The sequence below is a fragment of the Paenarthrobacter sp. 10N417 genome (genome assembly GCF_056394745.1).
The window spans coordinates 1-19,281 of record NZ_JBFTIL010000021.1; the positions used below are offsets into that span (position 1 = coordinate 1).

At 62.9% G+C, this 19,281-nt stretch carries 17 protein-coding genes; 11 read left to right on the forward strand and 6 right to left on the reverse strand.

Annotated features, from left to right (window positions below; translation table 11 throughout):
- Positions 1 to 346: 346 nt before the first annotated feature.
- Together menD and AC1DCM_RS21005 are read left to right on the forward strand one after the other, a co-directional pair.
- Positions 347 to 2,059, forward strand: a complete 1,713-nt coding sequence (gene menD, locus AC1DCM_RS21000; protein ID WP_477519576.1) for a 2-succinyl-5-enolpyruvyl-6-hydroxy-3-cyclohexene-1-carboxylic-acid synthase — start codon at positions 347 to 349, stop codon at positions 2,057 to 2,059.
- A 255-nt stretch (positions 2,060 to 2,314) separates the two neighbouring features.
- Complete coding sequence (locus tag AC1DCM_RS21005; protein WP_477519577.1) at positions 2,315 to 3,268, forward strand: hypothetical protein; 954 nt, start codon at positions 2,315 to 2,317, stop codon at positions 3,266 to 3,268.
- A gap of 117 nt (positions 3,269 to 3,385) precedes the next feature.
- On the opposite strand, the gene AC1DCM_RS21010 is transcribed toward AC1DCM_RS21005, so the two are convergent.
- The 4 genes from AC1DCM_RS21010 to AC1DCM_RS21025 all read right to left on the reverse strand — a co-directional run bounded on the left by AC1DCM_RS21010 (position 3,386) and on the right by AC1DCM_RS21025 (position 7,403).
- On the reverse strand, positions 3,386 to 4,177 hold the full coding sequence (locus AC1DCM_RS21010) for an amino acid ABC transporter ATP-binding protein (protein WP_442004547.1): 792 nt from the start codon (positions 4,175 to 4,177) through the stop codon (positions 3,386 to 3,388).
- Between the two features lie 11 nt (positions 4,178 to 4,188).
- Positions 4,189 to 4,980: an amino acid ABC transporter permease gene (locus tag AC1DCM_RS21015; RefSeq protein WP_477519578.1), complete on the reverse strand. Its 792-nt coding sequence runs from the start codon at positions 4,978 to 4,980 to the stop codon at positions 4,189 to 4,191.
- A 102-nt stretch (positions 4,981 to 5,082) separates the two neighbouring features.
- Complete coding sequence (locus tag AC1DCM_RS21020) at positions 5,083 to 5,889, reverse strand: ABC transporter substrate-binding protein (protein ID WP_442004545.1); 807 nt, start codon at positions 5,887 to 5,889, stop codon at positions 5,083 to 5,085.
- Positions 5,890 to 6,047: 158 nt separating this feature from the next.
- Positions 6,048 to 7,403 carry an isochorismate synthase gene (locus AC1DCM_RS21025; RefSeq protein WP_477519579.1) on the reverse strand — a complete coding sequence of 452 codons (1,356 nt, stop codon included), beginning with the start codon at positions 7,401 to 7,403 and terminating at the stop codon, positions 6,048 to 6,050.
- Between the two features lie 91 nt (positions 7,404 to 7,494).
- Between AC1DCM_RS21025 and AC1DCM_RS21030 the strand changes: the two genes are divergently transcribed.
- From AC1DCM_RS21030 to AC1DCM_RS21045, 4 genes are all read left to right on the forward strand, one after another.
- Complete coding sequence (locus AC1DCM_RS21030; RefSeq protein WP_223946657.1) at positions 7,495 to 8,265, forward strand: demethylmenaquinone methyltransferase; 771 nt, start codon at positions 7,495 to 7,497, stop codon at positions 8,263 to 8,265.
- Between the two features lie 22 nt (positions 8,266 to 8,287).
- A complete protein-coding gene (locus AC1DCM_RS21035) occupies positions 8,288 to 9,631 on the forward strand; it encodes a geranylgeranyl reductase family protein (protein ID WP_477519580.1) in 1,344 nt (447 codons plus the stop codon).
- Between the two features lie 9 nt (positions 9,632 to 9,640).
- Positions 9,641 to 10,744, forward strand: a complete 1,104-nt coding sequence (locus AC1DCM_RS21040) for a polyprenyl synthetase family protein (RefSeq protein ID WP_477519581.1) — start codon at positions 9,641 to 9,643, stop codon at positions 10,742 to 10,744.
- 571 nt (positions 10,745 to 11,315) lie between these two features.
- Positions 11,316 to 12,185: an endonuclease domain-containing protein gene (locus AC1DCM_RS21045; RefSeq protein WP_477519582.1), complete on the forward strand. Its 870-nt coding sequence runs from the start codon at positions 11,316 to 11,318 to the stop codon at positions 12,183 to 12,185.
- A gap of 166 nt (positions 12,186 to 12,351) precedes the next feature.
- Here the strand turns inward: AC1DCM_RS21045 and AC1DCM_RS21050 are convergent, their stop codons facing one another.
- The gene (locus tag AC1DCM_RS21050) at positions 12,352 to 12,774 is read right to left on the reverse strand and encodes a hypothetical protein (RefSeq protein WP_477519583.1); all 423 of its coding nucleotides are present in this window, start codon (positions 12,772 to 12,774) and stop codon (positions 12,352 to 12,354) included.
- A gap of 13 nt (positions 12,775 to 12,787) precedes the next feature.
- On the reverse strand, positions 12,788 to 13,459 hold the full coding sequence (locus AC1DCM_RS21055; RefSeq protein WP_442004539.1) for a trimeric intracellular cation channel family protein: 672 nt from the start codon (positions 13,457 to 13,459) through the stop codon (positions 12,788 to 12,790).
- On the opposite strand from AC1DCM_RS21055, the gene AC1DCM_RS21060 reads away from it, so the two are divergent.
- The 5 genes from AC1DCM_RS21060 (at position 13,460) to AC1DCM_RS21080 (ending at position 19,213) form a co-directional block, all read left to right on the forward strand.
- A complete protein-coding gene (locus tag AC1DCM_RS21060; protein ID WP_477519584.1) occupies positions 13,460 to 14,227 on the forward strand; it encodes a sirohydrochlorin chelatase in 768 nt (255 codons plus the stop codon).
- Between the two features lie 152 nt (positions 14,228 to 14,379).
- Positions 14,380 to 16,122 carry a nitrite/sulfite reductase gene (locus tag AC1DCM_RS21065; protein WP_477519585.1) on the forward strand — a complete coding sequence of 581 codons (1,743 nt, stop codon included), beginning with the start codon at positions 14,380 to 14,382 and terminating at the stop codon, positions 16,120 to 16,122.
- On the forward strand, positions 16,119 to 16,853 hold the full coding sequence (locus AC1DCM_RS21070; RefSeq protein WP_442016488.1) for a phosphoadenylyl-sulfate reductase: 735 nt from the start codon (positions 16,119 to 16,121) through the stop codon (positions 16,851 to 16,853). Before AC1DCM_RS21065 ends, AC1DCM_RS21070 begins: the two co-directional genes overlap by 4 nt.
- Positions 16,850 to 17,809, forward strand: a complete 960-nt coding sequence (gene cysD, locus AC1DCM_RS21075) for a sulfate adenylyltransferase subunit CysD (protein WP_402934572.1) — start codon at positions 16,850 to 16,852, stop codon at positions 17,807 to 17,809. Before AC1DCM_RS21070 ends, cysD begins: the two co-directional genes overlap by 4 nt.
- The gene (locus AC1DCM_RS21080) at positions 17,810 to 19,213 is read left to right on the forward strand and encodes a sulfate adenylyltransferase subunit 1 (protein ID WP_477519586.1); all 1,404 of its coding nucleotides are present in this window, start codon (positions 17,810 to 17,812) and stop codon (positions 19,211 to 19,213) included. It begins immediately after the preceding gene.
- Positions 19,214 to 19,281 lie beyond the last annotated feature (68 nt).

Consider the following 19,281-nt stretch of genomic DNA (forward strand, 5'->3'; position numbering starts at 1 on the left):
CCTCGGCGACCTGTTTCACCTGTTTCACCGACCGGTTCGTGGACAAAACAAGCCGCACAGCATCCTCACGGAAAGCCGCATCGTATTTTCTTCTGGGCGTGGTCATCTGAACTGAAGCTCCCATCAAGCTGTCTCACAAAACCATACGACCGCAATCCGGTGGAGGCCGGTTGGATGTGGAAGAGCATCGTGTGGGAGCCGGTTGGATGTGCGACAAGATCCGGTGGAAGGCGGTGGGATGTGCGAGAGCATCCGGTGGAAGCCGGTTGGATGTGCGAGAGGATCCCGTGGAAGGCCGTTGGATGTGGGAGAAGGATTGGGGGCGGGTGGACGCCAATAGACTGGAATGGTGACTTCCCAGGACTCTCTGACATCCATCGCCGCCGCCAGAATCGCCGTTACGGCATTGCTCGACGGTGGTGTGCGGCACGTGGTGGTGGCGCCGGGTTCGCGTTCTGCACCCATGGCCTACGCCCTCGCCGAGGCAGAAGCGGCGGGCAAAGTTCTCCTCCATGTCAGGATCGACGAACGGGATGCAGGGTTCACGGCATTGGGTCTCGCCCTCGCAACCGAAGCGCCCGCCGCCGTCCTGACAACCTCGGGGACCGCCGTCGGGAATCTGCTGCCCGCCGTGATGGAGGCCAACCACTCAGCTGTGCCGCTGGTGGTCGTCTCCGCGGACAGGCCCGAGGAGCTTCACGGTACCGGCGCGAACCAGACCACAACCCAACTGGACTTGTTTGGCGATCACGTTCGCTTCGCCGTCGACGTCGCCGCGGGGGACAGCCCTCAACGGGCAGTTGCCACTGCGCTGTATGCCGCCACCGGTGCCCTCGAGGACACGCCGCCGGGCCCGGTGCAGGTGAATCTCGCCTTCCGCGACCCGTTGGTTCCAAGCGCGGGCGATGCCCTTCCCACTGCGGCTGGTCACAGCGTGTTCCATTACGACGCCGGTCCCCAGGCACTGGATCTCCCAGCGGCTTCGAACGCGCTCGCCGAGCGACGCACCGTGGTTCTCGCAGGCCATGATGCCGGTCCCGTGGCCGAGGCCTTCGCACGCGCGCACGGCCTTCCTTTGCTTGCCGAACCTTCATCCAACGCGCGTTTCGGCCCCAATGCCGTGGGCCCATACCGGGTTCTGCTGGAGCACTTCGGCCCGGACTCGGCTACACCGATTGAGCGCGTGGTCCTGTTCGGCAGGGCCACCCTTTCCCGACCGGTGGCCGCGCTGTTGGCTCGTCCCACCGTCGAATCCGCCATCTACCAGCCGGTCCCCGTGGCCTGGTACGAGGCGGGCCGTCGCCGCGAGACACCCATCGAAACCCTCCCTGAGTTGGCCAGGTTTGCCGGCCAGGGCTCAGGCGATTGGCTGGATTCCTGGCTCTTGGCCGGGGCTGCCGCCCAACATGCCTTGGACGGAATATTGGCCGGGGAATCGGCTGCCAACGGTCCTTCCGTCGGAGCCACTGTCTGGGAGCACTCGCGCGGCAAATTGGTCCTCGGATCCTCCAACGGCATCCGCGACGTCGACCTCGCCGGCCAACCGCACCCCGACCCCATCGCCACCGTCTACGCCAACCGGGGCCTTGCCGGCATCGACGGCACCATCGCCACGGCCACCGGAATTGCCCTCGGCAGCGGACGCGAAACTACACTTCTCCTGGGCGACGTCACCTTCCTCCACGACGCCGGCGGACTGCTTCTCGGCCACGGGGAACCCGTCCCGGATCTCCGGATCGTGGTCCTCAACGACTCCGGCGGCGCCATCTTCAGCCTCCTCGAACACGGCGCGGTGGAGGACTCGGGAGCCTACGGCACCGCCGTCGAACGCCTCTTCGGAACCCCACACTCAGTGGACATCGCGGCACTCGCGGCGGCCTACGGCGTCGGACATCAGGCGGTAAGTACGACGGCGGAACTCGCGGAGGCGCTTAAGTCGCCGCTGAAGGGACGCACCATTGTGGAGGTGCGCGTGGACCGGGCAGGCCTGCGGGGACTTCATGCCCGCATCAAGGAAGCAGTCTCGGGTGCCGTGGGCAAGGTGCTGACGGCAGGCTAGCCGGGGTTCCACGCCACCCAAATTCGCCCACGCCACATACATGTCTCCCCGCTGCTCAAACGTACAGGTGACACTTGGATATGGGTGTCACTAGCGGGCATATGTGTCAGCAGGCAGTTCGAGTGTCGTGCCGGAGTCCGCACGGGTGGCGGATCCCGTGAGGGTGGCCGCATGCATCCGGAAGGGTGCGATGAGATTTCCACATACGGCCACCAAGCCCTCCTCTTTGACCCGGCGAGTCTAAAGACATGCTCCATGCGGACCCTACCCAAACTCATTCTTGCCAAGGACTTATCCCTCATTGGCGGGGACTCCCGCAAACTGTCGTTGGCAGCGAAGAGTGGGAATCTCGTGAGAGTCCGCCACGGAGTCTATGTCGATGCGAAAAGATGGGCAGCCCTGGAGAAATGGGAGCGTTATGCCCTGAGTGTTGCGGCTGCTGCTGAGACATTTACTTCCGCCACGGTGTTCTCGCACCACTCCGCGGCCACCATTCATGGCATTCCAACGATCGTCGGACGACAACCCGTTCACGCACTCAGCTCCTACGCCGGCGGGGGAAGGTCCAGAGCAGGCGTCCGACGGCACTATGTCAGCGATGGTCTCCAGGAAGCCGAGGAAGCGAACGGTTTCCTTGTGACGGGCCGGGTCAGGACGGCACTGGACATCGCAGCCTCCGTGCCATTTGCCGAGGCTGTTGTTCCCATGGATTTCCTCTTATCCCAAGGACGTCATCGCAAACCCGTAACGAGGGATGAGCTGCTGAATAATATTGATTCCCGGTATTCGAAGGCCGCCGCCAAGCGCGTGGCAGCGGTTGTTCAATTTGCTGCTACAAATTCAGGTTCGCCGGGGGAGTCCTACTGTCGGGGGCTCATGCATCTCGCCGGTTTCGCTGCTCCCGAGTTGCAGTATGAAGTTCGAACGAAAGTAGGGGTCGTCTATACGGACTATTACTGGAAGGACGCCAGGGTGGCGGGGGAATTCGATGGCCGCGAAAAGTATCTGAAACCGGAATTCCTGAAGGGCCGGACACCCTCTCAGGTTGTGATCGAGGAGAAGAGCCGCGAAGATGCGATACGTTCCACAGGGAGAAGTGTGTTCCGGTTGGTGTGGAGTGACCTGACAGTTGGCAAGCTGGAACGTGAGCTTGTGACAGCCGGGGTGCCCCGCCGCCGTCGTGCTTCTGCAGGACACGCAAATTCATAGCTGCAACAAATACGGGAGGGCGACACCTATATATAGGTGTCGCCCTCCCGTTGGCGTGGCGCTGAAGAAGATGCGTGGCGCTGAAGAAGATGCGCGGCGTCAGCGAGCCGGAAGGACCTAGTCCTCCACGACGTCGATGTGCGTCGGGTCCAGCACGCGGCGCAGGAATTCCTTGGTTCGCGCCTGGGTCGGGGCGCTGATGACGTGTTCTGCCGGGCCTTCTTCCACTACGACGCCTGCATCCATGAAGACCACGCGGTCAGCCACTTCGCGGGCGAAGCCCATCTCGTGGGTGACCACCAGCATGGTCATGCCTTCCTGCGCCAGCTTGCGCATGACGGCAAGGACATCGCCCACGGTCTCGGGGTCAAGGGCAGACGTTGGCTCGTCGAAGAGCATCAGCTGCGGATCCATGGACAGTGCCCGGGCAATGGCCACGCGCTGCTGYTGGCCGCCGGAGAGCTGGTCCGGGAAACGGTCAGCCAAGTGTCCAAGGCCAACGCGCTCCAGGTTGCGGCGTGCTACCTCACCGGCCTCGGACTTGGACCGCTTGAGGACCTTCATCTGGGAGATGGTGCAGTTGTCCAGCACGCTCAGGTGGGGGAACAGGTTGAAGTGCTGGAACACCATGCCGACGCTTTGGCGCATGCGGTTGAGGTCCACGTCGGGGTCGGTTGCCTCGAACTTGCCCACGTTGATGGTGCCCGCATTCGGGTGCTCAAGCAGGTTCACGCAGCGCAGGAGGGTGGACTTTCCGGAACCGGAAGGGCCGATCAGGCAGACAACCTGACCTGGTTCCACGTTCAGCGAGATGCCCTTGAGGACCTCATTGCTTCCGTAGGATTTGCGGAGGTCCTGGATATTCACGCCAGCGGCGCGAACAGAGGTGCTCCCATTGGAGTTGTTCATGATTGTCCTGCCTATCGATTCGCCCGCGCGGAGCGGCTTTCGAACTTCCGTGCCAGGAGGCTCAGGGGGATGGTGATGACCAGGTAGAAGGCACCAGCCACGAGCAACGGGGTCAGCCCGGCTCCGAGGCTGGAGATGCCGTCGCGGCCAAACTTGGTCAGCTCATACTGGGACGCGGTGAGGCCCAGGACGTAGATCAGCGAGGAGTCCTTGGTGAGGAGGATGACCTCGTTGGTCAGCGGCGGCAGGACGATTTTGAAAGCCTGCGGAATGACGATGGAGACCATCGCGCGCCAGTGCGGCATTCCAAGGGAGCGGGCGGCTTCCATCTGTCCCCGGGGGACAGCCTGGAGGCCTGCGCGCAGGGTTTCAGCGATGTATGCCGAAGCCACCATACCGAGGGAAACCATGACCACAATGTTCACATCCCACTGCACGCCGAAGGCCAGGGGAACGCCGTAGCCAAAGGCGATGAACACCAGCAGGGCGGGGACGCCACGGAAGAATTCGATGTACCCGGTGGCGAGCCAGCGGTACAGCGGGAAAGAGGAGAGCTTCATCAGTGCGAGCAGCAGACCACCGGAGAGGCCCACAACGAAGGCAAGCGCTGTGTAGATAAGGGTGTTCTTGAGGCCGATCAGGAAGATGTCGGGGAACATCGGGCCGATTTTGGCGAAGTTGAAGACGCTGTTTCCAACGGTCTTCCAATCCACGGCGAGGATCAAAGCGGCCACGGCCACAACGAAGATCCCGGCTTGGACGTTCAGACTGACTTTGGCTCGTTGACGTGTAGTCATTGCCATGGTGTTCTCACATTCGTGTTGCGCAGCTGGGGCACCGAACGGACTGCCTGGACAGATCGTTGCGGGGCCCGCCTGCGTGATTCTTGGGAGCCGGGGCTCGGACTACTTCTTGGTGGTCTCGCCGAACCAGGTGGTCTGGAACTTCTTCAGGGTGCCGTCATCGGTGATGCGCTTCAGGGTTTTGTTGACGGCATCAGTCATGGCCGTGTTGCCCTTCTTGATGGAGATGCCCAGCTTCTCGCCCGTTGCGTAGTCCTCAACGCGCTTGAGCTTGGAATCGTCCATGATGGCGTAACCCAGAACCGACTGGTTGCCGACGGCGGCGTCGATGGTGCCTGCCTTGAGGGCCTGGACCAGGAGGCCGGAGTCTTCGAACTGCTGGGCGTCGATTCCCTTGTCCTTGGCATACTGGGCGCCGGTGGTGGCCTGCTGGACACCAACCTTCTTGCCCTTGGCGCCATCAAGGTTGCTGATGCCCGAGGACGTAGTAGCCACGAGGGTCAGGTCGTCATCCATGTAGGGGTTGGAGAAGTCCATGACGTTCTTGCGGACGTCTGTGATGGAGATTGAGGAGATGGAAACGTCGCAACCAGTCAGTGCGGTGCCGGTCTCGATTGCTTCGAAGGAGCTGTCCACCACGTTGAGTTCGGCCTTGAGGTCCTTGGCCAGTTCGTTGGCGATGTCCATATCGAAGCCGACGATCTTGCCGTCCTTCTGGAACTCGAAGGGCTCGTAGGGGACATCCGAGCACACGGTGAGCTTGCCGGCGTTGATGAGCTTGGGGCCGCCCGATTCACTTGAGGCTGCCGGGGTGGAGGAGCCACCGCCACAAGCGGTCAGGGCCAGGACGCCTGCTGCGAGCACGGCGGCCATCTTGGTGCCGGACAGAACCGAACGGGAGATCTGCATGTTTTTTACCTTTTGTTGCAGTGGATGCTGAACTAAGTCGGTTTTAGTGTAGCGCCGAACCTGAGATGTGCATCACAGGAAACTAAGTTTCACTATTGGATAACTAGTTTAGCGAATATGCAAGCGCCTCCTGCGAGTCCCAGTCTGAGATCCCAGATTCAGCGCTGGATGCCCAGGGACTCAAGCATCGGCCGGAATTTAGCCCAGGTCTCGGCAAGCTCAGCCTCCGGCTGCGAACCCTCCACAATCCCGCAACCCGCGTAAAGGCGCACCGTGTTGGCGTCCTCGATGACCGCGCCGCGCAAAGCGATGCCCCACTCGCCATTCCCGGCAGCATCAAGCCAACCCACCGGACCGGCGTACGGGCCACGGTCCAGATGCTCCAGTTTTCGGATCAGCGCACCGGCAACCAAGGTAGGTGTTCCGCACACGGCGGCAGTCGGATGAAGGGCGTTGATCAAGGCCAAGCATGTGGGCACATGACCTTCGATATCGGCCAGCTCAGCCTTGACATCCGAGGCCAGATGCCACACGTTCGGCAGTTCCAGAATGAAGGGCTCGCTGTGGGAGTTCATCGCCTCGGAAAACGGCGCCAGCTGGCGGGTCAGCGAATCAATCGCGATCTCGTGCTCGTGGCGCTGCTTCTCAGATCCGGCCAGTACACGCTCGGCGTACGCCATGGGGGATCCGTCTACACCTTCGGCGTCGCGCCGATCCAACGTTCCGGCCAGCACGCGGGCCTGGGCCGTGCGGCCTTCCACCTGGATCAGCATTTCCGGCGTCGCACCCACCAGGCCGTCAACACCGTACGTCCAACATTCCCGGTACCGTGCCGCCAGCTGGCGAAGCACCTCCGCAGCGTTCACGCCGGCAGGAAGGTTGGCTACGACGTCGCGCGCCAACACCAGTTTCTCCAGCTTGCCGGTGCGGATTTCCGCCACTCCATTGGAGACGGCCTCCATCCAATCCGTTTCGCTCAGGGAACCGCGGCTGAGGTAACCAGCCGCGCCGTTGGGCGAAAAAGCGTCAGGTGACAGCCCGACGTCGGACGCTCCTGCCGCTGAGCCGTCGCCGTTTGGCTCGGGCTCAGTGAGCCAGCGGTCCAGGGCGGCGAGGACGCCCGCCTCGGTGAGCTCGACGTCGTCGAACGTTAATTGGGTGGCCCAGGCGCGGCCATCGCGGATGCCAACCACCATCTCCGGGACGATCAGCCGGGAAACATGCGGGGACATCTTGGAAAAAGCGAACGAGCCGAACGCAACCGGGCCAGTGCCTGGAATCTCCACGTGATCGGTGATCTCGGCCTCAAGAATGAGGTGCCGCCACCAGATATCGGCTTCAAGGAAGCGCTCCGGGCCTGAGACGTTGAAGCGGGTCACCTCGCCGTATCCCACCAGGCCGGCCTCGCGGCGTGACCAGCAGAGGACGTCGTCCCGGACCAGAAACGACGGCAGCCCCCCGGAGGATGATTCGACATCGAGGGGGACTGTCAAGGTACGGAGCGTGCTCGTCATGATGGAACAACAGTACTCCCGCGTGCCGCCAGAACCTGAGCCGAGTTCTACAGCGCAGCAAAGTCGGCTGAATGTCTGAGACAATTGCAGGGTGAACCGAGCATCCTTGGAAAAGCGTCCGGACGAAGTTGCGACGATGTTTGACGATGTCGCCCCCAAATACGACGTCGTGAATGACGTCCTCTCCATGGGGCAGACGCGTCGGTGGCGCCGGATCGTGGTGGATGCCATGGATGTGAAGGTGGGCCAGAAGGTCCTGGACCTCGCCGCTGGAACGGGCACCTCAAGTGAGCCCTACGCCGATGCAGGCGTGAATGTTGTGGCCTGCGACTTCTCCCTGGGCATGCTCAAAGTGGGCAAACGCCGCCGCCCGGACATCGACTTCATCGCCGGAGATGCCACCAACCTGCCGTTCGCGGACAACAGCTTTGACGCTTCCACCATTTCCTTCGGCCTGCGGAACGTTGTCGAACCGCGCAAAGCCCTCGAGGAAATGCTGCGCGTCACCAAGCCCGGCGGCCGGCTCGTCATCGCCGAGTTCTCCCACCCCGTGGTGCCGCTGTGGCGCAACCTCTATACCGAATACCTGATGCGCGCCCTCCCGGCCATCGCCACCAAGGTCTCCTCCAACCCGGATGCATACGTGTACCTCGCCGAATCCATCCGCGCCTGGCCGGACCAGGACCACCTGGCCCAGTGGCTCAGCGACGCAGGCTGGACAGACATCACCTACCGCAACCTCAGCGGCGGCATCGTTGCGGTACACCGCGCGCAGAAGCCGGCCGAGCACCGCGAAAGCGTTCCCGTAGCCAAGCTCCGCCGCCAGATCAAGCCGCGCCGGTCCGGCAGCCAGCCCAGCTGACGTGCCACTCATTTAGGACGACGTGAAAGTACTGATTGTTGGCGCGGGACCTGCTGGGTCCACCGCTGCGTATTACCTCGCCCAGGCCGGCATTGATGTCACAGTGCTGGAAAAGACTTCCTTTCCCCGCGAAAAAGTTTGCGGCGACGGTCTGACCCCGCGCGCGGTCCGGGAGATCCAGAAGCTCGGATTGCCGCATGCCGAATCCGAGGGCTGGCGCCGTAACAAGGGGCTTCGACTCATTGCGGGCGGACGCACCATTGAGCTGCCCTGGCCCTTGGTTTCAGACTTTCCCACATACGGACTGATTCGGACGCGGCTGGGCTTCGACGAGTCGTTGGCCCGGCATGCTGAGGCCGCGGGCGCCGTCGTGCTTGAACACCACAGCGTCACTTCAGCTTTGCAGTCCGACGACGGCCGGGTCATCGGCGCACGGGCGTCCATCCTTGACGAGTCCGGACGCAAGACGGGCGAAACGCGCGACTTCCATGCCGACGTCGTACTCGCTGCGGACGGCAACTCCACGCGAACCGCCGTGTCCCTGGGCATGCACAAGCGTGACGACCGCCCCCTTGGCGTCGCCGTGCGCACGTACTTCACGTCTCCCAGGCACGAAGACGACTGGATGGAAGGCTGGCTGGAGCTCCCTGGTAAGTCGGGCAAACCGCTGCCCGGTTACGGCTGGGTGTTCGGCGTCGGTGATGGAACGTCCAACGTGGGCCTCGGAATACTGAACTCTTCCAAGGAATTCGGGAAGCTGGACTACAAGCAAGTCCTGCGTGAATGGACCGCCGGGATGCCCGCCGATTGGGGCTTTACCCCCGAAAACCAGGTGGGGGAGATCCGCGGGGCGGCGCTGCCCATGGGCTTCAACCGCACGCCGCACTACTCGCCGGGGCTGCTCCTGCTGGGTGACGCCGGCGGCATGGTGTCCCCGTTCAACGGCGAGGGTATCTCCTACGCGATGGAGTCGGCCCGGTTCGCGGCTGAGTTCCTGATTGACTCTGCTTCACGCTCGGCCTCCGCCGGTTGGACCGCCGACGACGCCGACGCCCACCTTTCGCGATATGCGGACTATGTGCGGGACCAGTGGGGATCGCACTTCACGTTGGGTCGTATGTTTGCTTCCTTGATCGGCAAGCCCGCCGTGATGAAGCTTGCCCTGCGAACAGGTATGCCGATTCCGGTGCTGATGCGCTTTGTGGTGCGTATGCTGGCCAACCTCACGGATCCGTCCGCGAAGGGCTTCGAAGACCGCGTGATCCGCGTCCTGGAGATGCTCGTCCCGGCGACGTCCAACACTTCCTCTGTCCGCCCTTTTAAGCGCGCAGAGTCCGACACCGCGGTTTCCGCAACAACTAGTTAGGGTTAAGCCGTGACGAACTCTGCCGAACACAGCTGGACGCATGCCGGGCACGGCCTGCCGGACTCTGTTGAGCCTRCCCCCAACACCACCGCGATCGCAACGGGTCTCCAGCTGCCCGCCGGTTTTGCCGCCATCGCCGGCGACGCCGAACTCGGCCCAGCCATCACCACCAACCTCGCCCGCGTGGAAAAGAAGCTTCGCGAAGCCATCTCCAACTCGGATCCCCTTGCTGACGCAACGTCGCGTCACCTGGTGGAAGCCGGCGGCAAGCGCATCCGTCCGCTGCTCACTCTGCTGTGCGCGCACCTTGGAGATGCTTCACGTCCCGAGGTTGTGCAAGCGGCGGTTGTGGTTGAACTGACGCACCTGGCAACCCTGTACCACGACGACGTAATGGACTCCGCACCGTTCCGCCGTGGCGCTCCGACAGCCCACGAAGTGTGGGGCAACTCCGTGGCCATCCTCACCGGCGACCTCATCTTTGCCCGCGCCTCCATCCTCGTCTCCGAGCTCGGCTCCCGTGCACTCGGCATCCAGGCCCGCACCTTCGAACGCCTGTGCCTCGGCCAGCTCCACGAAACGGTCGGCCCCCGCGAGGATGAAGACGCTGTTGAGCACTACTTGTCCGTCATTGCCGACAAGACAGGATCCCTGGTTGCAGCCTCCGGCCAGCTGGGCGCGATCTTCGCCGGTGCCGATCCCACGTACGAGGACCTCCTGGTTGAGTACGGCGAGAAGGTTGGCGTGGCCTTCCAGCTCGCCGACGACGTCATCGATGTCACCGGTGTGAAGGTCAAGTCCGGAAAGTCCCCGGGCACCGACCTCCGCGAAGGTGTTCCCACGCTGCCCGTGCTGCTGCTGCGTCGGGATGCTGCTGCAGGTGATTCGTCAGCGGCTGCGCTCTTGAAATTGGTGGACGGCGACTTGACGTCGGACTCCGCCCTTGCCGATGCTGTGGCTGGTTTGCGCGAACACCCGGTGACTACTGAATCCTGGAAGATCGCCCGCCAGTGGTCCGCCGAGGCCGTTGCTGCCCTGGCCCCGTTGCCTGAGGGCGTCGTCAAGGCCTCGCTGACAAACTTTGCTCATGCCGTGGTGGACCGGAGCAGCTAGCTTCCCTTTTTTGACGGGCGTCCGGACCTTCGTGGGCCGGGCGCCTGCTTTTTGTTCCCCCACATTTTGGGCCCGGGCCTTGGTGTACCCTCACCACCCACTTTGAGGCTGCGGGCGTGGTGACACGCCGGTGGTTGCGGTGTGTTGTGCCATCGGTGGAACCAAAGTGGGTGGTGGCCGTACGCGCCCAAACTTTTAGTCCCCCGGAAAAACGGAATGGCCCCGGCTCGCTGCAACGTTACGAGTCATACGCTGCACCGAACCGGGACCACAATCTCCGTTCGCATCAGACCCACCGGAGGCATTTAGTGGATCCGTAAATAGCTTATGACAATCCTGTCACATATGCAACTCTTCGCGTCAATGGTTTTCGCGGTCCCGCAGAACGGTTTACAGCCAAGCGCCGATCCTCCACCACTGACTTCGGATTTTCGGGAGCGAGGGACTCGCCGAATTTGGGGTGTGTCACAACCTCAGGGTCCTCAAACCAGGTGGGGGAGGTACGCGGCAGTTATCCACATAGGGGACTTCGCGCCCATCGCAGAGGCCACGAAGAACTCAGCATGACTGTATGGACATCGACAATTTCCTCCGAAGCCGGCGTGGAGTAGCAACCACGTCCACCCTGATGACTGCGGGTTTTAGTCGCCGCATGCTCACAAAGGCAGTGAGGGACGGAGTAGTCAATCGCCTTCATCGCGGCGTCTACATGTCCCGGGCATCAGACCCCGACGTCGTTGCCGCCTTCCGAGCCGACGGCTTAATTACCTGCATCTCGGCAGCGCGCTTCTATGGTCTCTGGACACTGGGGGGCGCAGGCGCTCTCCATCTCAGCTGCAGCACGGGACAAGCGAGGCGGGGTGTAGTCCACCACGGAGCCTGCCTGCACCCAGTCCACTCGTATCTGCCTATAGCGGGCGTGGCCGATGTCCTGATCCACGCCCTCCGATGTTTGCCTGAACTCGAAGCGCTGGTCATGGTGCAGAGCGCGGTCAGCGTGGCGCTCCTTTCCAAGGATTTCCTGGAATCAAAGCTTCCTGGCAACAGGAACGGCAAGGTTCGGGAAACCCTGGACTTGGTTCTGCCTCGGGCCGACTCACTCCTGGAAGTACTCGCGCACACCCACTTCACCCGCGCAGGTCTTAGGGTCCAGATGCACGTGGACATCCCGGGCGTAGGGGAGGTGGACTGCTTGGTAAACGAATGCCTGATCGTTGAACTCGACGGCGGCACGCACCTTGAGGGAAAACAGGTCAAGAAGGATCAGTATAGGAACAACGCAGGCATGCGCAGAGGGCTATTGAGCCTCCATTACTACTACGTGGACGTCGTTCATCATCCGGAGAGGATGGTCGCCGAAGTCATGGCAGTCCTGTTCAACAGGGAAGTTGGCCGCTTCGCGCCGGCGAGGTACGCGCCTGCGTGGGTTCCGTCGTCGTGAGTTTGTCCCGCAACCACCTACTTTGACCCCAATTTTCCGGCGAAACACCCCGGAAGCGGCGTGTCAGGGCAGTTCCAAATTCAAAGTGGGTGGTGGCCGCACAGGCCGCCCAAACAAAACAGCCCCCACACCCCCAAACGGGGGCGCAGGGGCTGCCAGCCAAAACTTAGTCTTCGTCGTTGAACGCCCACTCGAACATGTCGAAGACGAACTCGGAGAATGTGCCTTCTTCGCTCTTCCACTGGCCGCGGGCATTGTTGCGGCGCCACACGATGGGGTCCGGGATGCTGACATCGGCAATGCGGAAGCCCCAGGTGAATTGTTCCTCTTCGTCTTCGAGGAACATGAGGAAGCCTTCGTCGTCCACCTCGAGTTCCTCGGGGTCCCAGAAGTAGTGGTACGCCTCCATGAGGTCTTCGCAGCCGCCGAGGGCGAGGTAGAACTCGCGCAGAACCAGCGGGATGGTGAAGGAGTGATCGGCGAGGGCCTCGTCCAGTTCCTCGGAGGTGAGCCCGTCTTCTTCCTGCCATTCATCCTCGAGATACTTTGGGACCAGCGCGCGGAACTTCTCGAGGAACATGTCAGTCATGCTCTTATCCTAGCTAATCGCGGGCACCCGAAATTGCGCCCCCGCCGGTGCCTGCACGCTGCCATCCGCGCACGGCCAGGGGAACGTACCAACTGCGCCTCCAGGCTGTGACACGGAAAGCAAAAACAATGCCGGCCACTAGGCATGCGGTGAGCCCGCTGAACAGGCCAAGGTGCCAGAGCAGGGTGGTCAATCCGGCCCCCACAAATGCGGGTAGCGCGTAGATGTCGCGCGCATCAAAAAGGGTAGGAATCTCGTTTGCGGTGATGTCGCGCAACAGGCCGCCGCCCACTGCTGTTGTCACTCCCAGCAGGATCGCCGCCACGGGATTCATCCCCGCAGTGAGTGCCTTCAACGTCCCGGTGATGCAGAACAGGGCCAGCCCGCCGGCGTCGAACAGTGTTAACAGGGACGTGAAGCGCTGCACGGAAGAAAACAGGAAGTACACCAGCAGGGCAGCGAACAGGGGCGGGATCAGGTAAACCGGGTTTGTGAACGCGACAGGCGGGCCGGCGTTGATGACGACGTCGCGGATCGCACCGCCACCCAGCGACACGATGGACGCAAGGAGCACCGAACCCACGATGTCGAATTGTTTGCGGGCCGCCAGCAGCGAACCCGAGACCGCGAAGAAAAACACGCCGACCAGGTCAAGCCACAGAAGGACAATGTCGATGGAAATCAAGTGGACGGGTTCTTTCTGCCTGCGACTCTCAGTAGGTGCTGGCTCAACGTTACGCTAGCTCCCATGAACAGCCCCGTTTTGATCGCCTGTGCCCACGGAACCCGCAACGCCGAAGGCCAGGCCGCTATCCGCCGTGTCATCGCCGAAATTGAAGCCCAGCGTCCCGGCCTGCAGGTCCTTGAGGCGTACGTGGACGTGCAGGAACCCGAGCTGTCCGGCGTGGTGGAGGGCCTGCCCGAAGGGACTGCCGCCGTCGTCGTGCCGCTTTTGCTGAGTACCGGCTTCCACATCAAGGTGGACGTGCCCAAGGCGATCAAGAGCCGGCCGGAAGTAGTGGCGGCGAGGCCGCTGGGTCCGGATCCGCGCTTGGCGGAGCTGCTTGCCACTCATTTGCGCGCCGCCGGGCTGGAAGAGAACGACGGCGTGCTGCTGGCTGCCGCGGGATCGTCCCTTCCGGACGGCTCGGTGGACTCCGAGGAGCAGGCTCGACTCCTCGCCGAACTGCTGCCCAACAAGCTCCGGGTGGCCTACGGTGCCAGCGCGGAGCCAACAGTGCCCGACGGCGTCGCCTCCTTACGTGCCGAACTCGCCAAAGACGGGACAAACGGCAGGGTTTTCATCGCCTCGTACCTGCTCGCAACGGGTTATTTCCACGACCAGCTGGCCAAGGCTGGAGCGGACATTGTTACGGCTCCGCTGTTGCCGTCGCCGGTTCTCGCGGAGATAGCACTGGAGCGTTTTGACGCCGTACTGGCAAGGGCGTCCTAAGCTTTATTTGCGCGGTGGGAGCCCAAAAAGGACCTGCATATACAGGCTCCTGGGACAAGGCCGCTGGCGTGTTCGTGACGAAATGTTTCCCTAGGTGACTTAGCGTTTCCGGACCTTTGCTGACCAAAACTGGCCACACCTAAAGTCGACGTATGACAGATACAGCTGTAGCCGGTGCGCCCGCGGACTCCGCAGTCCCCTCGCGCCCAGCACGCACCCGCCCTGCCGCCAAGCCTCACGGCCAGTGGAAGGTTGATGGCACTGAGCCGCTCAACGCCAATGAAACCTGGAAGCAGGAAGACAACGGCCTGAACGTCCGTGAGCGGATTGAGTCTGTCTACTCCAAAGAAGGCTTCGACTCGATCGACGGCACCGATCTCCACGGCCGCTTCCGCTGGTGGGGTCTTTACACCCAGCGCAAGCCCGGGATCGACGGCGGCAAGACCGCAACACTTGAGCCGCACGAGCTCGAAGACAAGTACTTCATGCTGCGCGTCCGCATCGACGGCGGTGCCCTGACCACCGAGCAGCTGCGCGTTATCGGCCAGATCTCCGTGGACTTCGCCCGCGGATCGGCCGACCTCACAGACCGCCAGAACATCCAGTTGCACTGGATCCGCGTGGAGGACGTGCCGGAAATCTGGCGTCGGCTGGAGTCCATCGGCCTGTCCACCACTGAGGCCTGCGGCGACGTTCCCCGTGTCATCCTGGGTTCGCCGGTTGCCGGCATCGCCAAGGACGAGATCATCGATCCCACGCCGCTCATCCACGAGCTCGCCGAGCGTTTCATCGGCGACCCCGAGCTGGCCAACCTGCCGCGCAAGTACAAGACTGCGATCACCGGCCACCCGTCCCAGGACGTGGTCCACGAGATCAACGACTTCGCCTTGGTGGGCGTTGTCCACCCCGAACTCGGTGCCGGTTACGACCTCTGGGTTGGCGGCGGCTTGTCCACCAATCCGCGCCTTGCAGAGCGCCTTGGCGTGTTCGTCTCGGCAGACGTCGCCGCCGAAGTGTGGCTCGGCGTCACCAGCATCTTCCGCGACTACGGTTACCGCCGCATGCGTACCAAGGCCCGCCTGAAGTTCCTGATGAACGACTGGGGCCCCGCCAAGTTCCGCCAGATTCTGGAAGACGAATACCTCGGCTTCAAGCTCCCGGACGGCCCCGCAGCTCCCAAGCCCACGGCTCCCGGAGACCACATCGGCGTTCACGAGCAGAAGGACGGCAAGTTCTTCATTGGCGTTACCCCCACGGTTGGACGTACCTCCGGTGAGGCGCTGGTCACCTTGGCGGACACCCTGGAGAAGCACGGCAGCTACCGGCTCCGCACTACTCCTCACCAGAAGCTCGTCATCCTGGATGTCGCCAAGGAGCAGGTAGAGCCGCTCATCGCCGAACTGGACACGCTGGGCCTCTCCGCCCGTCCGTCCGTGTTCCGCCGCGGCACCATCGCCTGCACCGGCATCGAGTTCTGCAAGCTGGCCATCGTGGAAACCAAGGTCACCGCGGCAACCGCCATTGCTGAACTGGAACGCCGCCTGGCCGACCTCGTAGAGAGCAAGCAGCTCCCGCAGGCACTGTCCCTGCACATCAACGGCTGCCCCAACTCCTGCGCCCGCATTCAAACCGCGGACATCGGCCTCAAGGGCATGATGCTGCCAACGCCCGACGGCGACCCCACCCCGGGTTTCCAGGTCCACCTCGGTGGCGGGCTGGCCAACAACGAGCGTGAGGAAGCCGGTTTGGGACGTACTGTCCGCGGCCTCAAGGTCACGGTCGAAAACCTGCCCGACTACGTGGAGCGTGTGGTCCGCAAATTCGTCGCCGCCGGCGCCGAGGGCCAGACCTTCGCAGAGTGGGCACTCTCCGCAGACGAAGGAGACCTCCAGTGACAGATCCCCAAACACTGCCGGCACGCCCCGCACTTCGCTCGCACGAAGAACTCAAGGCACTGGCCGAAGCCGGAGCCGCAGAGCTTGGCTGGAACGCGCCCGCCCGCGACGTCATCGCCTGGGTGGCCCGGAACTTCGAGCTGCCCGCAGTCACCGTGGCTTGCTCCATGGCCGACGCCGTTCTTCCGGCCTTGGTCGCGGACCAGCTTCCCGGCGTCGACGTTTTGTTCCTCGAAACCGGCTACCACTTCAAGGAAACGTACGAGACCCGCGATGAAGTAGCGGCGAACCTGCGCGTCAACGTGGTGGACGTCCTCCCGGAGAACACCGTGGAACAGCAGGATCGCTTGCTGGGCAAGGACCTGTTCGCCCGCGACCCCGCCCAGTGCTGCGCACTGCGCAAGGTCCAGCCGCTTCGTCGCTCGCTTGCAGGCTACGAAGTGTGGTTCACAGGTGTCCGACGCGACGAAGGACCCACCCGCACCAACACGCCAGTGATCACTTGGGACGAGGGCTTCGGCCTGGTCAAGGTGAACCCGATGGTCGACTGGACCTTCGATCAGCTGGTGGAGTACTCCGAGGACAACATCCTTCCCGTCAACCCCCTCCTGAGCCAGGGATACCCGTCCATCGGCTGCCAGCCCTGCACCCGCAAGGTGGCCCCGGGTGAAGATCCCCGTGCCGGCCGCTGGGCAGGATCCGACAAGACAGAATGCGGACTACACACATGAGCACTTACACAACAGAGGAGTCCACGGTGGAAGTTGCAGCGGCAGTCGACGCCCCTTCAGTCGAGCGTCTCTCCAGCCTGGACACTCTTGAATCGGAAGCGATTCACATCATCCGCGAGGTTGTTGCCGAGTTCGAGAAGCCTGCACTGCTGTTCTCCGGCGGCAAGGACTCCGTGGTCATGCTGCACCTGGCCACCAAGGCTTTCTGGCCCGGCAAGGTTCCTTTCCCGGTCCTGCACGTGGACACGGGGCACAACTTCCCGGAGGTCATCGACTTCCGCGACCGCACCGTTGAGCGTCTTGGCCTGAAGCTGGTTGTTGGCTCCGTGCAGGAGTTCATCGACCGCGGCGAACTGGCCGAGCGTGCCGATGGCACCCGCAACCCGTTGCAGACCGTTCCGCTGCTTGATGCCATCCAGCGCAACAAGTTCGACGCCGTGTTCGGCGGCGGCCGTCGCGATGAGGACAAGGCCCGCGCCAAGGAGCGCATCCTGAGCCTCCGCGACGAGTTCGGTCAGTGGGACCCGCGCAACCAACGCCCCGAGCTTTGGAACCTGTACAACGGCCGCCACACTGTGGGCCAGCACGTTCGTGCGTTCCCCATCAGCAACTGGACCGAGCTGGACATCTGGCGCTACATCGAGCGCGAGAACATCGAGCTCCCCGGCCTGTACTACGCCCACGAGCGTGAGGTTTTCGCCCGCGACGGCATGTGGCGTGCGGTGGGCGAGGTCTCCGAACCGTTGCCGCACGAGGAAGTCATCACCAAGCTGGTTCGCTACCGCACGGTGGGCGACATGTCCTGCACGGGTGCTGTCGAGTCCGATGCCCGCACCGTGGCCGACGTCGTAGTTGAAGTCGCTGCCTCCACCCTGACCGAACGTGGCGCCACCCGAGCAGATGACCGCATCTCCGAGGCAGCCATGGAAGACCGCAAGAAGGACGGCTACTTCTAAATGAGCATCGAAACACTGGCTGCCGGCCTGGAAACAGCCCTGCCCACAACCCTGTTCCGCTTCGCTACTGCCGGCTCGGTGGACGACGGCAAGTCCACTTTGGTGGGCCGCCTCCTTCACGATTCGAAGGCCATCCTTGCTGACACTCTCGACGCCGTTGCCCGCACCTCTGCCGACCGCGGCTTTGGTGGGGACAAAGGTGGGATTGACCTCGCCCTCCTGACCGATGGCCTGCGTGCCGAGCGTGAGCAGGGCATCACGATCGACGTCGCGTATCGCTATTTCGCCACCGATCGCCGCAGCTTCATCCTCGCTGACTGCCCTGGCCACGTTCAGTACACCAAGAACACGGTGACCGGCGCGTCTACTGCGGACGCCGTCGTCGTGCTCATTGACGCCCGCAAGGGTGTTCTTGAGCAGACCCGCCGCCACCTGTCTGTGCTGCAGTTGCTGCGCGTTGCCCACGTCATTGTGGCAGTGAACAAGATCGACCTCGTTGACTTCAGCGAGCAGGTGTTCCGCGACATCGAAACTGATGTTCAGAAGGTTGCCCGCGAGCTGGGACTTGGTTCCGATGGCGTTGCTGATCTGCTGGTGGTCCCTGTTTCTGCCCTTGATGGCGATAACGTGGTGGACCGCTCCGAGCGCACTCCTTGGTACACCGGTCCTGCGCTGCTTGAGGTCCTTGAAACCCTCCCGGCAGCCGATGAGCTGGAGGCTGAACTGGAGAGCTTCCGCTTCCCGGTGCAGCTGGTGATCCGTCCGCAGGGTGCCCTGGCACCTGATGCTGTGGCTGGTGGGCTGGACGTCGAGGCATACCGTGACTACCGTGCCTACGCAGGCCAGATCACCGAGGGTTCCGTCAAGGTTGGCGACGAAGTCACTGTGCTGAGCCCTGGCCACGAGCCGCGTATCACCCAGATTATCGGCATCGATTTCGCTGGCAAGGAACTTCAGGAAGCGGCTGCTCCGCAGTCCGTTGCCGTTCGTTTGGCTGACGAGATCGATATTGCCCGTGGCGATACCATCGCTGCCGCAGGCACGGTCCGCGAAAGCACGGCTGACCTGTACGCATCGTTGGCATGGCTCTCGCCCAAGCCCCTGCGCGAAGGCCAGAAGGTTCTGGTGAAGCACGGAACGCGCACGGTCCAGGCTTTGGTCCGCAACGTCACCGGCAAGCTTGACCTGGCCACGTTCAACGTGGAGCCTGCTTCGAGCCTTGAGCTCAACGACATCGGCCATGCCCAGCTTCGCCTGGCCGCTCCGTTGCCGCTGGAGAACTACCTGCACCACCGCCGTACGGGCGCTTTCCTGGTGATCGATCCCATGGACGGCAACACCCTTGCCGCCGGACTGGTCAAGGACCACCCGGGCGACCACGAAGACGAGCGTTACGTCATCTAGGGTCGAAGAGTCAGATAGACCGCAGCTTGTTCGAAATTCCCGGCCTTGTACGGCGGGGATTTGGAACA

Excerpts from the sequence above, each read along its gene's own strand:
- menD (WP_477519576.1), top strand. The coding sequence starts at position 347 with ATGGTGACTTCCCAGGACTCTCTGACATCCATCGCCGCCGCCAGAATC.
- AC1DCM_RS21005 (WP_477519577.1), top strand. The coding sequence starts at position 2,315 with ATGCGGACCCTACCCAAACTCATTCTTGCCAAGGACTTATCCCTCATT.
- AC1DCM_RS21015 (WP_477519578.1), bottom strand. The coding sequence starts at position 4,980 with ATGGCAATGACTACACGTCAACGAGCCAAAGTCAGTCTGAACGTCCAA.
- AC1DCM_RS21020 (WP_442004545.1), bottom strand. The coding sequence starts at position 5,889 with ATGCAGATCTCCCGTTCGGTTCTGTCCGGCACCAAGATGGCCGCCGTG.
- AC1DCM_RS21025 (WP_477519579.1), bottom strand. The coding sequence starts at position 7,403 with ATGACGAGCACGCTCCGTACCTTGACAGTCCCCCTCGATGTCGAATCA.
- AC1DCM_RS21045 (WP_477519582.1), top strand. The coding sequence starts at position 11,316 with ATGGACATCGACAATTTCCTCCGAAGCCGGCGTGGAGTAGCAACCACG.
- AC1DCM_RS21050 (WP_477519583.1), bottom strand. The coding sequence starts at position 12,774 with ATGACTGACATGTTCCTCGAGAAGTTCCGCGCGCTGGTCCCAAAGTAT.
- AC1DCM_RS21065 (WP_477519585.1), top strand. The coding sequence starts at position 14,380 with ATGACAGATACAGCTGTAGCCGGTGCGCCCGCGGACTCCGCAGTCCCC.
- cysD (WP_402934572.1), top strand. The coding sequence starts at position 16,850 with ATGAGCACTTACACAACAGAGGAGTCCACGGTGGAAGTTGCAGCGGCA.
- AC1DCM_RS21080 (WP_477519586.1), top strand. The coding sequence starts at position 17,810 with ATGAGCATCGAAACACTGGCTGCCGGCCTGGAAACAGCCCTGCCCACA.